The sequence below is a fragment of the Pedobacter aquae genome (assembly GCF_008195825.1).
GTDB classification, from domain to species: domain Bacteria; phylum Bacteroidota; class Bacteroidia; order Sphingobacteriales; family Sphingobacteriaceae; genus Pseudopedobacter; species Pseudopedobacter aquae.
In genome coordinates this window covers 1,898,056-1,912,624 of the sequence record NZ_CP043329.1, presented here as the reverse complement: position 1 = coordinate 1,912,624, position 14,569 = coordinate 1,898,056, and the positions used below count along the sequence as shown (strand labels likewise).

The following is a 14,569-nucleotide window of genomic DNA, read 5'->3' as shown; positions in this document are numbered from 1 at the left end:
AATTGGAGTATAAACTAATGCTGGTTTTTCTTCGTTTAGGATTCTTGTAAATTGTAACAAAAACATATGATAAAAATCTTTTCGATAGTATTGGTTGGTGTATTACTGAGTTCATGCTCTTCCCTTTATTTACCTAATGTACCCAATACACCTATGTTGCGTAACAAAGGCGAGTTTAATGTAGACGGCCATATAGGTTTAAAAGGAAATATTAGCGCTAATGCGGCTTATGCAGTATCAAACCATATTGGTGTTATTTTTAGCGGAGCTTATGTAGACCAAGTTAAAGATAAAAGAGATTTTACATCTGATTTTATGGAGATAGGAGCGGGCTACTTTACCACCTTTGGCGAGCAAAAAGAGCGTGTTTTAGAAGTTTACGGTGGTTTTGGCTTTGGTAACTCCAGAAGGGTGTATAAAGATTTAACTTTTGATGGTCCTGAAATAACAGAAATACAAGATGCATCATTAAGTAAAGCCTTTGCTCAAGTAAATTTCAGTAAAAACAAGAAGAAAGATTTGAAACTATTTGGTTCTAAATTCCCGCTAACTTATGGTACAGCAATACGTGTAAACTATATCAGTATGCGAGATTTTACCATCAATAACATTAATGCACCTTTAGAAAGTAATGTTTTTATAGAACCTCTTTTCTTTACCAGGATGAAAATTGGTAAAAATCTTAACCTACAATATACTAGTGGTAGTAATTTTGGGCTCATTAAAAATAAAAATCTTAAAGGTGGTTATACCTCTTTAAGCTTTGGTATTGTGTATAAAATGTAAGTTCTAGGTTTTTGGCAAGTACTTTGATTAGGTGTAAATCAATCAAAAAATTTTGCTAAAAGAAAAACATATGAACTTAAAATCATTTTACACCCTCGTATTATTATCCTTATTTTTCGGGAATTTAGTATTTGCTCAAGAGCAATCATCGCCTTATAGAACCAGTTTTAAAACCGATGCACCTATTGTTGCAGGTTTGGTTGGCTTAAATGTTTTAGGCCTTAGTATCATTAAAAATAAAGATGAACTTACTTTGGCCCAGCTAAACGATTTAAATAAAGAAGATATCTTTTTTATGGACAGAGGTACAGCAGGGAATTTTTCTGATAAGGCTGATAAAGATAGCTATATCCCTTTTTACGCCTCTTTTGCTGCTGCACCCATCATGGCTTTCTTAAATAAAAGTCAACGCTCTCATGCTGGGCAAGTAATGGTGCTATTTGTTGAAACTATGGCTGTTACCGGTGCTGCTTTTACTTTAACAGCGGGTTTGGTAGACCGTAGCAGACCTTTGGTTTATAATGCCAGCTTACCAGTAGAAGATCGTATAGATAAAGATGCACAACGTTCTTTTTTTGCAGGGCATACAGCAGCAACGGCAGCAGCTTCTTTCTTTGTAGCTAAAGTTTTTCAAGATTTTAATCCCGATTCTAAAGCTAAACCATACGTTTGGGCCGCAGCAGCGGCTGTACCAGCTACCGTAGGCTATTTAAGATTAAAAGCGGGTAAACATTTTCTTTCTGATAATTTATTAGGCTATGCTATAGGTGCCGGGGCTGGTATTTTAGTGCCTCAGTTACACAAGAAAAGCAATAATACAAATTTGTCTCTTACACCTGCTATGGGTTTTAACTATCAAGGTTTAAGTCTTAAATACCAATTTAAGCATTAATATTTCTTGATAATGTATACTTTAGTGTAGATGATTACGCTTCAAAAACTTATAAAAAGTACGGACAAATGGGTGAAAAAACCGGTTGGACATATATTGATATTCCAAGCCATATAGCTGCCGATTTAAAACCGTCTTGCAAAGTTAGTTTTAGGGTGAGAGGAGAAATAGACAATTATAATTTTAACGGTTTAGCACTTTTGCCTGTTGGCGATGGTGATTTCATATTGCCTTTAAAACAAGCCATTAGAAAAGATATCGCTAAAGGACCTGGAGCTATGGTAAAACTTACTTTAGAAGAAGATGTTGATTTTAAAGTAGAACTTCCGGAAGATTTAGAAGCTTGTCTTGCAGAACAAGATGAGTTAATGGATAACTTTATGAAGTTGAGTAAATCTCATCGCAACTATTTCATCAATTGGATTAATAAAGCCAAAACAGATATAACCCGAGTAAAAAGGCTTACCCAAACCCTACAAGCTATGGAGTATGATATGGATTTTGGAACCATGATACGCACAAACAGAACAAAAAATAATGAGCTATAAATTATACATGATCTTATTGGGTTTTAGCTTACTTTTCGCTTGTAAGCAAAGCTTAAGAACAGAGGAAATTGAAGGTAAATGGTTATACCAAAAAGTTGAGTTTTTGAGGCAAAATCCCATTATCATTACAGAAGGCGAAGAGCTCAAGGCTGATGAACCTTATGTCGTTTTTGAAAAAAGCGGTAAAGCCAAAATTGTTTCTTCTGGAAAAATATTATCAGAAGGCACTTTTGTTTTAGATGGTGATATCATCCGTTATGAAGAGGTATTGCCAGACGGACAAAAAAGAGCTATACCTTTTCTGGTAAAAGAGCTAAATGCCCAAAAATTGGTTTTTGAAACCATGGATCAGGATACGAAAAGGATAACAGCCAAAAAAATTAAGTTCTAATGGTATTGGTCGTGTTTTTGTAAGTGTTACAGAAAAAAACGCTTATGAAACCTTTGAAAAATAAAATCATTACAGAAGATATTCCAGAGCAAGAGCCTTTAGAAAGATCTCCATTTTATCCTCATGAGGAAAATGAACACCAACCTACCAATAAGGAACAATGGGTTGATGATGTTAATGCCGAATTTCAAGGACACCCGCCTTTAACAAGCACTTCAGAAGAGTATGATCATCCCGAAAAGGGAAAATTAGAAGATGAATAAAATTTGCTGAGATATATTTCATCCGCTTTAAGCGTTATGATATAAAAATAAAGATTCATGAAATTAACCAAGCATATTTTATTGTTAACCTTAGTGTCTGTTTTTGCTACAGCTTGTGGTATAAATAAACAAACCAGAGAGCTTAAAGCTTTAGAAGATTGTAAGTATCATATTCGCTCGGCAGATAGTGTTTACCTAGCAGGTATAGCTATTAAAGATTTTTCTACAGCTAAAGATTTTAATTTGGCAAAATATCCCGGCATTGCACTAGGCTTGCTAAGAAAGAATATCCCTATAGAGGGAAATGTTAATCTTCAAATTACCAATCCAACATCAAGGCAGGCCTCTATCAATCAGTTTGAATATTTAATCATGATAAAAGGTAGGGAGATAGCTAATGGCTTTGTAAACCAGAAAGTTAGCATTGGTACAGGCTCCTCTACTATTATACCCATCGCTTTAAAGGCAAATATTTATAGCTTATTAGCCGACGATAAAATCCGTAATGAAATTATAGATTTCTTAAATACTGATAAAGAACAAAAAGGACTGGTGACTTTGAAGATTAAACCAAGCATAGTTATTGGCAATAAACTTATTAAATATCCGGGTTATATTTCTATAGATAAAGAGCTCAGCAATAAAATACTTTTATAAGTTGGCATAGTTTTTTCTTAGTGTTTGGGTGGTTATTAACCTAAATACATAGGTTAATGAGGATAGAAAAAATAAGAAATTATGAGATTATTAATCATGTCGCTTGCAGTTGCCGTAGCGGTATCTGCATGTAATAGTAACGCTAAAAATAATCAAGGTAATCAAACTTATACCTTTAAAGATTCTGTGAAAATTATTAGAGATAGTTTAAGATTAGATAGCTTTGAAAGGGCAGAGCAAGCTAGAAAAGACGAAGCAAAAAGAGCCGAGGAAATAGCAGCAGCAAAAGCTGCAGCAAGGGAAGAAGTTCGTAATAGTTATAGGTCTTCATCTTCTGTTTCTAGTGGTAGTAATACTGTGGCTAGCCAGCCAGAGAAAAAAGGCTGGAGTTCAGCAGCAAAAGGAGCCGTTATAGGTGCAGGTGCAGGTGCGGTAACTGGTATTTTAGTTGATAAAAAAGATGGTAGAGGTGCTGCAATAGGAGGTGTGGTTGGTGCTGGTACAGGTTATATCATCGGAAGACAAAAAGATAAACAATCTGGCAGAGCACAATAATATTAATATTTCTTCATATTATTTATACGAGCAGCCTAATGAAAATTAGGCTGCTTTTTTTACTTAAATATTTCTAGGAGGAAGGTCAAAAGCAGTAGCATCATGCTCAAAATGGCCTTTGTGCGCACCATCGCAAAAAGGTTTGTTTTTAGATAAACCACATCTGCATAAAGAAACTATTTCTCTGCCTCCTAAATGGTATACATTTCCTGCTTTGTCAACAATTTCAAAATCGCCTTCTACTTTTAAAGAACCGTTATTATTTACCGTAAGTTTAGTTTTTGCCATAATAATTTTAATAAAAAAGGTGTTTAAATTTCATCAATCTAAAGATTTTGCGGAAAGGTAAATAAAAATAACCTTACGCTGATGAAATTTAAACACCTTTAAAAAGATGATTTCTTAATGTTCTTTAATTTTTCCTAAAGCACTATCTAAAGCACTTTTCATTTTGCTAATTGCTCCGTCTACGGCTTTATGCAAGTTTTCTGCAAAGTTGGTAACTACAACAGGTTTTAAACCTTCAACTCTTGCTTCTAATAAACAACGCTTATCATCAGCACCTTCTTTTTGCCCGTTTTCATCACTTAAATGCACTTCAACTCTTGTAATATGGCCGCTAAATCTGTTAAGGCTTTCGCTTATAATGCCTTTAACATATTCATTTAATCTTTCTTTTCCTTCGATGTTGTTGTCTGTATTAACCTGTATAATCATAACGTATGTATTTTGTTGTTTAAATATATCTAAAAGTATGCCTTTAATAGCTTATATTTTGTAATAAGATGGTATAATTTTAGTGATATATATCACAACTCGCTTACTGTTTTAAACGTACATAAACCCATTTTAATTAATGATAGCTTTAACTTCTTTTACCTATGAATGAAAAGAAAGTTTACCATGCCCTTGAAATAGCTTCTATAGCACTTCTTTTCATTATTTCTATTACAGTTATTTTATTCTTTATAGAAAATATTGATTTAATTACCTTTAAAATCATCATCGCTATTTTATTAACAGCGGCTATTTTATTTTTCTTATTGCTTAGAAAAAACATCAGTATAACTATACAAAATGCAAAGTATAAATTCAAAAATGCCGAGCAAAAATTTGGACGTATTTACGATGCTAACGTATTAGGAATTTTAATTTCTGATTTCAATGGTTTAATTGTAGATGCTAATGATGCTTTTTTGGATATTATTGGTTACACCAGAGAGGAACTAGAACAAGGGTTTATCCGTTGGGATCAATTAACACCGCCAGAGTTTAAAGAAGAATCTCTTCAAGCGCTTCAACAATTAAAAGCAAAAGGCGAGTGTGTGCCTTTTGAAAAGCAATATTATCATAAAGATGGTAGCAAAGTTTGGGTTTTATTAGGTTCTGCAAGGTTACTAAATGATAAAAGAGGAGATGCTATTACTTACGTGATAGATATTTCTGCTAAAAAAGAGGTTGATGCAAAAACCAAACAGTTTAATACCATTATTAAGCGCCAGCAGGAAGAGTTTAAATCGGTTTTTATGAATGCTCCGGCTTATATTTCTATCAGAAGAGGGCCAGAATTGAGATATACTTTTGTTAATAAGGCCATTACAGATTTCACCCATCGAGATGATTATATCGGTAAAACTCCTGAAGAATTATTCCCCGATTTAGTCAGTGAAGAAGATAAAGAAATAAGTGAGAAAGTATACCGTAGCGGTATAGCAGCTAAAGGTAAGCGCCATAAAGCTCGTTATAAAAATGAAGCAGGCGAAATGGTAAATATTTATCTAGATTATTTAATTACCCCTGTTTATGATTATGAAGGTAAGGTAGATGGTATTGCCACATTTGGTTTTGATGTAACAGATTTGGTTCTAGCAAACCAGGAAATGGAAATTAGTAAAGACCGTTTTGCTTCTATGGCCGATACCATGCCTGAAAAAGTTTGGATGACATCAGCCAACGGAAGAGATATTATTTATGTGAATAAGCTTTGGTTAGCTTATGTAGGGAAATCATCATCAAATGGTTGGAGTTGGTTTGATACCGTACACCCAGAAGACAAAGCTATAGTGCAAATTTTATGGTCGCAGGCTATGAAATACGACCAAAATTTCACTATTGAAGCCCGCTTGCAAAATGCAAAAGGCGAATACCGTTGGCATTTAATAAAAGGTGTTCCTTTAAAAAATAAAGAAAATGAAGTGTTGGTTTGGGTAGGTTCTAATAGTGATATCCACGACCAAAAACAACAACTTAAACAATTAAAAGATAGCGAAGAGTATTTTAAAACCTTGGCAGATGAAACGCCTTTTATGGTTTGGAAATCTGATGCGATGGGCAATTTTGTTTATGTAAATAAGCAATGGACAGCCTTTACGGGATTAGGTATTACCGAAAGCTTGGGTTCAGGCTTTAGAACTGCAATTCCACCCGGAGATGATGAAGAACGCAAAGCAGCTTGGGCAAATGCAATAGCTACCAAAACATCATACCAAAACAAATTTCAGCTTAGAAGAGCCGATGGCGCTTTACGTTGGGTGTATGCGCAAGCCAATCCTTATGATATTGATGGTGATTTTGCTGGTTTTATTGGTAGTATTATAGATATTACCGAACAAGAATTGGTGCAACAAGCAGAAAAAGAATTATCGGCTAAAAAAGACGAATTTTTAAGTATAGCCAGTCACGAGCTTAAAACACCTTTAACCAGTGTAAAAGCTTTTATCCAACTGATAGAAAAATCTTTAAATGAGGATGATAAAGCCTATCAATTTGTGTTAAAAGCATCTAAAAACCTCAAAAGGCTAGAGATTTTAATTGCCGATTTACTAGACGTGTCTAAAATAAATGCAGGAAAACTTACCTATCATATCAAAGAGTTTGATTTTCATCAAATGCTTGAAGAAAGTATTGCCAGTATTCAAAATATATCTCCAACACATCAAATTAATTTATTAGAATCTGCAAGGGTAAATATTAACGGAGATAAATTTAGAATAGAACAGGTGATTTATAATTTTTTATCCAACGCTATAAAATATTCTCCAAATGCAAAAGAGGTAAACGTAAGCACTAAAGTTCAAGGCAATCAATTAATTGTGGCTGTGCAGGATTATGGAATAGGAATTTCTGATGCAAATATTTTACATATATCAGACCGTTATTTTAGGGTTGATAAAACGGCAATGATATTTCAAGGCTTGGGTTTAGGTTTGTTTATTTCTAAAGAAATCATCAATAGACACGATGGCGATTTCTGGATAGAAAGTGAAATAGGTAATGGTTCTACTTTTTATTTCTCTTTGCCGTTACAAACTCAACATCCTTAAAATAAATTCTTCTATCACATAAATTCTTAGTTGTTTTGTCATACATAACCTGAACGCTTTGATAGAGATTTTTTCCTTTTCTTATGATATAACCCAAGTTTGGGTAATTATGCTGGTAGCCTTTTTGGTAGGGATGTCTAAAACAGGTATTCATGGTACAAGTATGCTTTCTGTGCCGGTTATGGCTATTTATTTCGGCGGACAGTCATCAAGTGGAATCATTTTACCCATGCTTATTATAGCAGATATTTTTGGTGTTATATACTACCACCGCCATGCCGAGTGGTCTTATCTAAAGAAATTATTTCCTTGGGCAGCAGTAGGTATTATTTTAGGCACTTGGGTGGGCACTTATATAAACGATAGCATATTTAGAGCCTTTATGGCTGTTATTATTGTGTTAAGTGTTATGGTCATGATTTGGATGGAGCGGACAAATAGAGAAAAGATTCCTAAACATCCGGCTTTTGCAGCCTCTATGGGCATAGCCGGAGGTTTTACATCTATGATAGGAAATTTAGCTGGTACCGTTATGGCAGTATATTTTTTATCTATGAAGCTTAATAAAAACTCTTTTATTGGTACAACTGCATGGTTTTTCTTTGTGATAAATGTTTTTAAAGTTCCTTTCCATGTTTTTGTATGGCATACCATACATTGGGATGGTTTTGTGTTAAATCTTTTAACTATACCAGCCATACTATTAGGCGCTTATGTAGGGATAACCGTTGTAAAACAATTGACCGATAAAACTTTCCGCTGGTTTATCATTGCCATTACTTTACTAGCTTCTGTAATCATGCTTTTAAAATAGTTATACGCATTAGGTATAATTTGCTATTTTTTTTAGCTTTAGCGATGTAAATTTGTAAATTCTAACATCAAAATATTATTCATGTCTACAGAAATTAAATGTCCTAATTGCGCTCATGTTTTTCCTATGGAAGAAGCTATGACAGAGGAGTATAAGAAAGAATTGAGAGAGAAAATGCTGTCTTTTACCAAGCAAAAGGAAGAGGAGTTTAAGAAGAAACTAGAAGATCTTGATAAAGAAAAACAGCAACAAGAGCAAGCTTTTGAACTGCGCTTGCAACAAGAAAAAAAACTGTTGCAGCAAAATGTAGAAGAAAATTTACGTAAGGCAATTGCTAATGATTTTGAGAATAAACTTGCCTTATTAGAACAAAATAATAAAGAAAACGAAGAAAAATTGAAGCTTGCCCGCCAAAAAGAATTAGAATTTTTAAAGCAAGAACAAGCATTAAAAGATAAAGAAGCAGAGCTAGAAATTCAGCTACAAAGAAAGCTTCAAGAGCAGCGCCAAGAGTTAGCAGAACAAATTAGAAAACAAGAAGCAGAAAAAAGTAGTGTTAAAGATACCGAGTACCAGCTTAAAGTTAGAGAATTAGAAAAGCAAATCGAGGATCAGAAAAAGCTGGCAGAAGAAATGCGTAGAAAAGCCGAGCAAGGTTCTATGCAATTACAAGGCGAAGTTCAAGAGTTAATTTTAGAAGAGCTCTTAAAAAACAGCTTCCCTTTTGATGTGATTTCTGAAGTAGGCAAAGGCGTTCGCGGTGCAGATTGCGTACAATTGGTGCGTAATAAATTCGGGCAAGATTGTGGTAAAATCATCTACGAGAGTAAACGCACAAAAGATTTTTCTATGGAATGGATAGAAAAACTTAAAAAAGATATGCGTAGCACAGGTGTAGATGTTGCGGTAATCGTTAGCCAGGTTTACCCTAAAGGTATGGATTGCTTTGGTGAAAGAGACGGTGTTTGGATTTGCTCTTTTGCGGAAGTTAAAGCAGTTGCTCATTTATTAAGAGATGGTATCATTAAAATAGCAGGAGTAGCCCGTTCTCAAGAAAATAAAGGAGATAAAATGCACATGTTGTATGATTATCTTACGGGGAATGAATTTGCCGAGCAATGGAAAGCCATCCGTGAAGGTTTCCTAAGCATGAAAATGAGCATCCAAAGAGAACGGGATGCTATGGAGAAATTATGGAAAGCTCGCGAAAAGCAATTGGAAAAAGTAATGTTAAATGCAGCCCATATTCATGGTTCTGTAGAGGGTATTGCGGGTACAGATAACAACCAATTTAGTTTAACTGATGATACAGAAGATTCTTTTCTAATAGAATAAGCAAGTGTTGGCGTTAAAATTGTAATTCCATGATTATGGAAGAGCTTGCCAAACAATGTTGCCAACTACTAAAAAATAAAAAGTTAACTATTGCTTTTGCAGAAAGTGTTACTTCAGGAGCTTTATGTGCAGGTTTTGCTACTGTAGAAGGCTCTGGAGCGGTATTTAAAGGCGGTTTAGTTTGTTATGATGGTGAGTTAAAAAAGCAATATCTTGGCGTAAGCGATACCATGATTGAACATTATACGCCAGAATCTGCCGAGGTAACCAGGCAAATGGCAATCGGTTTAAAAGATTTTATAAGTGCTGATATAGTAGTTGCCATTACAGGTTTGTGTAGCCCAGGCGGTAGCGAAGCACCATACAAACCAGTAGGTACTATTTTTACACATATTCTTCATCAAGATAAAAGCCTGGCTTATAGAGATGTGTTTTCAGGAGATGCAGCGGCTGTTATTTCTTTTGCAGTTACTCAAACTTATCAAAATATCATCAAACTCTTAAAATCTTATTAAGAAATTTAATATCAATTTGCTTAATTTCAATTAATTAATCGCTTTTTCAATTAATTTTATAATTTCGCCTTTGTCTTTACTAGAGGACATAAAACCAATTTAATTATAATATGATGATCAACAAAAATAACCCTTTCTCTCTGGAAGGTAAGGTAATTATTGTTACCGGTGCAACAGGTGTTTTAGGCGAGTCTTTTGTAAATGCTATTGCAGAAGCGGGTGGTAGCGTTGCTATTTTAGGGAGAAATGAGGCAGTAGCAAAAGAAAGAGCAGAAGCTATTAAAGCTAAAGGTGGTAAAGCTATAGCTGTTGTAGCTGATGTGTTAAATGAAGAAAGTCTTTTAAAAGCAAAGGAGCAAGTTTTAGCTGCTTTTGGCAGAATAGATGGTTTAGTAAATGGTGCTGGAGGCAATATGCCTGGTGCTGTGGTAGATCCATCAGCAGATATTTTTAAGTTGGATATACCAGCTTTAAAACAAGTTTTAGATCTTAACCTTTTTGGAAGCGTTTTACCTACTCAAGTTTTTGGAGCCGAAATTGCCAAAACAGGTAATGGTAGTATTGTAAATATATCTTCTATGGCTTCGCAGCGTGTTATTACCAAAGTTTTGGGGTATAGCATGGCAAAAACAGCTATAGATTCTTATACTAAGTGGTTTGCTGTAGAGTTGGCTAATCGTTATAAAGACCAAATCAGAATGAACGCTATAGCACCAGGGTTCTTCTTAACAGAGCAAAACAGAACCTTATTAACCAAAGAAGATGGTAGCTATACAGAGAGAGGAAATTTAGTTATCAAACAAACTCCATACAAACGTTTTGGTAAAGCAGAAGAGCTAGAAGGCGCTTTAATTTGGTTATTAAGTGATGCTTCTAAATTTGTAACGGGTACAATTGTTAACGTAGATGGTGGTTTTGCTACCTTCGGAGGGGTTTAATTACATATTTAGCATAAATGTCATATCAAATGTTGCCAACCATGCGTTGGTATGGTCCTAATGATCCGGTAAGTTTATCAGATATTCTGCAAGCAGGATGTATGGGCGTTGTAACCGCTCTTCATCATATACCTAACGGACAAGTTTGGACAGTTGAAGAAATAAAAAAACGACAAGCAGAAGTGCAAAATGCTGGTTTGGTTTGGAACGTTGTAGAGAGCGTACCTGTATCAGAAGCTATAAAAACCCAAACAGGAGATTATTTATTGCATATAGAAAATTATAAGCAATCTCTTCAAAACTTAGCTGCTTGCGGTATTTATACGGTTACGTATAACTTTATGCCTGTTTTAGACTGGACACGTACCGATTTGGCTTTTACCGTTGCCGATGGTTCTAAAGCCCTACGTTTTGAAAAAGCGGCTTTTATTGCTTTTGATTTATTTATCCTGAAAAGGAAAGGAGCAGAGCAAGATTATACTGCCGATGAAATTAAGAGAGCTAAAGAGCGTTTTGCTGCTATGAGTGATGCTGATAAAGCTTTGTTAGAAAGAAATATTATTGCAGGATTACCCGGTAGCGAAGAGAGTTTCACGGTAGAGAAATTTCAATTAGCATTAGACCAATATGCTGGTATTGATGCTGATAAACTTAGACAAAACTTAATTTTCTTCTTAAAGCAGGTTATACCCGTAGCAGAATCATGTGGCGTAAAAATGGTTATCCATCCAGATGACCCACCTTATGCCATATTAGGTTTACCACGTGTGGTAAGTACCGCTTCAGATATTCAAGCTTTGGCTGATGCTGTACCATCTTTAAGTAATGGTTTATGCTTTTGTACTGGTTCTTTTGGTGTAAGACCCGATAATGATTTGCCTGCTATGGTTCGTCAGTTTGGAGAGCGTATCAATTTTCTTCATCTAAGAAGCACCAGAAGAAATGAATTTGGTGATTTTTATGAGGATAATCATTTAGAGGGCGATGTGGATATGTATGCTGTAGTTGCAGAGATTGTAAAATTGATGCAAAAAAGACAGGTAAATATCCCGATTAGGCCAGACCATGGTCATCAAATGTTAGATGATTTGACCAAAAAAACCAATCCGGGTTATTCTGCCATTGGTCGCTTACGCGGATTAGCAGAACTTAGAGGTTTAGAATTAGGAATCTCAAAAAGTATATTGTAACCAAGAAATGCCGGTTAAGCCGGCATTTTTTATGCTATTCTTTATTTTTCATCCATTAATGAGGCTTTATAGTGTTAAAAATCGCTTATTTTGTAAATTAATAGCACCATAGCATGATTACCTTAAGCGGAATTACATATTCTTATCCTCATACAAAAAGCATCAATTTTAAAGATTTAGCAATTAAATCTGATGAACACTGGCTGGTATTAGGTAATTCTGGTAGCGGTAAAACAACGCTGCTAAATATCTTAACGGGTTTATTAAAGCCATCTTCGGGCATTGTTAACATCAATCAACAGGATGTGTATCAACTTACAGGAAATGATTTAGACCAATGGCGAGCTAGACATTTGGGTATCGTTTTCCAAAAATCATATCTTATCCCTAGTTTAACCGTTTCAGAGAATTTGCTGGTAGCACAAAAGTTTGCCAAACTTAAAGAAGATAAAAATCGCATCTTGGAGGTTTTAGAACAATTACAGATTAGCGATAAGCTAAACCATTACCCTAAACAATTAAGCGTGGGGCAATTACAAAGAGTTTCTATCGCGAGGGCAGTTTTAAACAAGCCAAAATATATCATCGCAGACGAGCCAACATCAAGTTTAGATGATGAAAATGCTAAAGTAGTTTTAAATCTTTTTATAGCTCAGGCAGCTGTAAATCAAGCAGGTTTAATCATCGCAACGCATGATAAAAGAGTTAAAGATTGTTTCAAAAATACTTATCAAATTTAGGTTATGACTATAGTAGGGATAAGTATCAAAGCATTAAAAGCTAAAAAGCTATCATCTTTTTTAAGTGTCTTGCTAGTGGCTTTTGGTATGGCTATTATTACTACGCTTATTTTAGTTTCTCATCAGCTTACGCAGAAGTTAGAACGTAACGCAGCTTATGTTGATGCGGTTGTTGGTACCAAAGGCAGTCCTTTACAATTGATATTAAGCAGCGTTTATTTTATTGATTTTCCTACGGGTAATATCCCTTTACAGGATTTTGAAGAAATTCAGAAAAATAGAATGGTTAAACTGGCTGTGCCTATTGCTTTGGGAGATAGTTATGAAGGCTACAGAATTGTAGGTACTGAGCCATCTTTTTTACAATTGCATCAATTAAAATTGGCAAGCGGTAAACTTTGGGAGAAGAATTTTGAAGTTGTTATAGGTGCCGATGTTGCTAAAGCAAAAAATATAAAGCTTGGCGCTCTTATTTATGGCTCACATGGCTTAACCAGTGGGCAGAGGTTCATGAGGAACACGCTTATAAAGTGGTGGGGATCTTAAAAAAGCAAAATACTAGTGCAGACCAATTGGTAATTACCCACTTATCAAGCATTTGGGCTATGCATCATCATGAAGAAGTTATTGAAGAAGAGCAAGATATTACTTCTATCTTGATTCAATATCGCTCTCCGGTATCAACCATTCTATTTCCAAAAATGATAAATGAGCAAACCAATTTACAAGCAGCATCGCCAGCTATAGAAAGTGCTCGTTTATTTTCTTTGGTAGGCATAGGCTTTGATGTTTTGCATTATTTTGCCATTTTAATTATCCTTATAGCTGCCATAAGTGTTTTTGTAACTTTATTTTCATCCCTTAAAGAGCGCAAATATGATTTAGCTGTGCTACGCATTTTAGGAGCCTCAAAACAACAGCTTTTTATGATGATGTTGATAGAAGGTATCATCCTTACTTTTTTTGGTGCTTTATTAGGTTTAGCAGCTGGGCATATTTTGGTAGATGTTTTAGGTAGTTTGGATGGCGAATCACAAGTTCTATTCTCTGGTTATTTGTTTTTAAAAGACGAATTTTATGTTTTATTCACAGGTATTGCGCTTGGTGGCATAGCTGCTATTATACCAGCTATGCAAGTTTACCGTTATGATATTGCCAAAATTTTAAATAATTAATGAGAGGGATTTTGTTTTTATTGTTTTTTGTTGGAGTAGTTACTAGCTCATCTGTTTTCGCACAAGCGCCAAAACATATTCCTTTAATGAATAAATATTGGGATTTATTAAGTACCAGAACCATTAAAAAAAGTGCTTCTGGAACTTATGAGCCTTATTTTCCTCCTCCTTTAATGGTACTAAACGGAACAACTATTACCTTGCCAGGATATATAGTGCCGCTTAAAACTGCCGCTTTACACAAAACCTTTTTACTATCTGTTTTACCTATTATGCAATGTCAGTTCTGTGGCGAGGGAGATATCCCAGAAATGGTAGAAGTGATGATGGATGTCCCAATAAAATTTTCAAATAAACCTGTCACTATTAAAGGGAAATTAAAAATTAATGAAAACCCTGATGGGGCAACTTTCCAATTATTAAATGGAGCTGTTGCTAAATAAATAG

The 14,569-nt window shown here is 34.8% G+C and carries 19 protein-coding genes; 17 read left to right on the top strand and 2 right to left on the bottom strand.

Annotated features, from left to right (window positions below; all coding sequences use genetic code 11):
- Nucleotides 1-66: 66 nt before the first annotated feature.
- The 7 genes from FYC62_RS08380 (at nt 67) to FYC62_RS08350 (ending at nt 4,092) form a co-directional block, all read left to right on the top strand.
- The gene (locus tag FYC62_RS08380) at nt 67-786 is read left to right on the top strand and encodes a hypothetical protein (RefSeq protein WP_039447588.1); all 720 of its coding nucleotides are present in this window, start codon (nt 67-69) and stop codon (nt 784-786) included.
- Between the two features lie 70 nt (nt 787-856).
- On the top strand, nt 857-1,678 hold the full coding sequence (locus tag FYC62_RS08375) for a phosphatase PAP2 family protein (protein ID WP_149074626.1): 822 nt from the start codon (nt 857-859) through the stop codon (nt 1,676-1,678).
- A gap of 68 nt (nt 1,679-1,746) precedes the next feature.
- Entirely contained in the window at nt 1,747-2,226 is a 480-nt protein-coding gene (locus FYC62_RS08370; RefSeq protein ID WP_149074625.1) for a YdeI/OmpD-associated family protein, read from the top strand.
- A complete protein-coding gene (locus FYC62_RS08365; RefSeq protein ID WP_149074624.1) occupies nt 2,216-2,617 on the top strand; it encodes a hypothetical protein in 402 nt (133 codons plus the stop codon). Before FYC62_RS08370 ends, FYC62_RS08365 begins: the two co-directional genes overlap by 11 nt.
- A 44-nt stretch (nt 2,618-2,661) precedes the next feature.
- On the top strand, nt 2,662-2,880 hold the full coding sequence (locus FYC62_RS08360; protein WP_039447577.1) for a hypothetical protein: 219 nt from the start codon (nt 2,662-2,664) through the stop codon (nt 2,878-2,880).
- Between the two features lie 57 nt (nt 2,881-2,937).
- Nucleotides 2,938-3,537, top strand: coding sequence for a hypothetical protein (locus FYC62_RS08355; protein WP_149074623.1), 600 nt, complete (start codon nt 2,938-2,940; stop codon nt 3,535-3,537).
- A gap of 81 nt (nt 3,538-3,618) precedes the next feature.
- Nucleotides 3,619-4,092 carry a YMGG-like glycine zipper-containing protein gene (locus FYC62_RS08350; RefSeq protein ID WP_149074622.1) on the top strand — a complete coding sequence of 158 codons (474 nt, stop codon included), beginning with the start codon at nt 3,619-3,621 and terminating at the stop codon, nt 4,090-4,092.
- A gap of 63 nt (nt 4,093-4,155) precedes the next feature.
- On the opposite strand, the gene FYC62_RS08345 is transcribed toward FYC62_RS08350, so the two are convergent.
- Both FYC62_RS08345 and FYC62_RS08340 read right to left on the bottom strand, forming a co-directional pair.
- Nucleotides 4,156-4,380, bottom strand: coding sequence for a CDGSH iron-sulfur domain-containing protein (locus tag FYC62_RS08345; RefSeq protein WP_149074621.1), 225 nt, complete (start codon nt 4,378-4,380; stop codon nt 4,156-4,158).
- Nucleotides 4,381-4,494: 114 nt separating this feature from the next.
- Nucleotides 4,495-4,809, bottom strand: a complete 315-nt coding sequence (locus FYC62_RS08340) for an HPF/RaiA family ribosome-associated protein (protein ID WP_149074620.1) — start codon at nt 4,807-4,809, stop codon at nt 4,495-4,497.
- A gap of 164 nt (nt 4,810-4,973) precedes the next feature.
- Between FYC62_RS08340 and FYC62_RS08335 the strand changes: the two genes are divergently transcribed.
- The 10 genes from FYC62_RS08335 (at nt 4,974) to FYC62_RS08295 (ending at nt 14,565) form a co-directional block, all read left to right on the top strand.
- Nucleotides 4,974-7,415: a PAS domain S-box protein gene (locus tag FYC62_RS08335; protein WP_149074619.1), complete on the top strand. Its 2,442-nt coding sequence runs from the start codon at nt 4,974-4,976 to the stop codon at nt 7,413-7,415.
- 58 nt (nt 7,416-7,473) lie between these two features.
- Nucleotides 7,474-8,229 (top strand): sulfite exporter TauE/SafE family protein, encoded by a 756-nt coding sequence (locus tag FYC62_RS08330; protein ID WP_149074618.1) that lies wholly within the window; start codon nt 7,474-7,476, stop codon nt 8,227-8,229.
- 81 nt (nt 8,230-8,310) lie between these two features.
- Nucleotides 8,311-9,564 carry a DUF2130 domain-containing protein gene (locus tag FYC62_RS08325; RefSeq protein WP_149074617.1) on the top strand — a complete coding sequence of 418 codons (1,254 nt, stop codon included), beginning with the start codon at nt 8,311-8,313 and terminating at the stop codon, nt 9,562-9,564.
- Nucleotides 9,565-9,593: 29 nt separating this feature from the next.
- Nucleotides 9,594-10,079, top strand: coding sequence for a CinA family protein (locus FYC62_RS08320; protein WP_205943825.1), 486 nt, complete (start codon nt 9,594-9,596; stop codon nt 10,077-10,079).
- Nucleotides 10,080-10,192: 113 nt separating this feature from the next.
- Entirely contained in the window at nt 10,193-11,017 is an 825-nt protein-coding gene (locus FYC62_RS08315; protein ID WP_149075885.1) for an SDR family oxidoreductase, read from the top strand.
- Between the two features lie 17 nt (nt 11,018-11,034).
- On the top strand, nt 11,035-12,207 hold the full coding sequence (gene uxuA, locus FYC62_RS08310) for a mannonate dehydratase (protein ID WP_205943824.1): 1,173 nt from the start codon (nt 11,035-11,037) through the stop codon (nt 12,205-12,207).
- Between the two features lie 113 nt (nt 12,208-12,320).
- A complete protein-coding gene (locus FYC62_RS08305; RefSeq protein ID WP_149074616.1) occupies nt 12,321-12,947 on the top strand; it encodes an ABC transporter ATP-binding protein in 627 nt (208 codons plus the stop codon).
- Nucleotides 12,948-12,950: 3 nt separating this feature from the next.
- On the top strand, nt 12,951-13,493 hold the full coding sequence (locus FYC62_RS17555) for an ABC transporter permease (RefSeq protein ID WP_240534868.1): 543 nt from the start codon (nt 12,951-12,953) through the stop codon (nt 13,491-13,493).
- The gene (locus FYC62_RS17550; RefSeq protein ID WP_240534867.1) at nt 13,481-14,122 is read left to right on the top strand and encodes an ABC transporter permease; all 642 of its coding nucleotides are present in this window, start codon (nt 13,481-13,483) and stop codon (nt 14,120-14,122) included. The genes FYC62_RS17555 and FYC62_RS17550 overlap by 13 nt, the downstream gene beginning before the upstream one ends.
- Nucleotides 14,122-14,565, top strand: a complete 444-nt coding sequence (locus FYC62_RS08295) for a hypothetical protein (RefSeq protein WP_149074615.1) — start codon at nt 14,122-14,124, stop codon at nt 14,563-14,565. Before FYC62_RS17550 ends, FYC62_RS08295 begins: the two co-directional genes overlap by 1 nt.
- Nucleotides 14,566-14,569 lie beyond the last annotated feature (4 nt).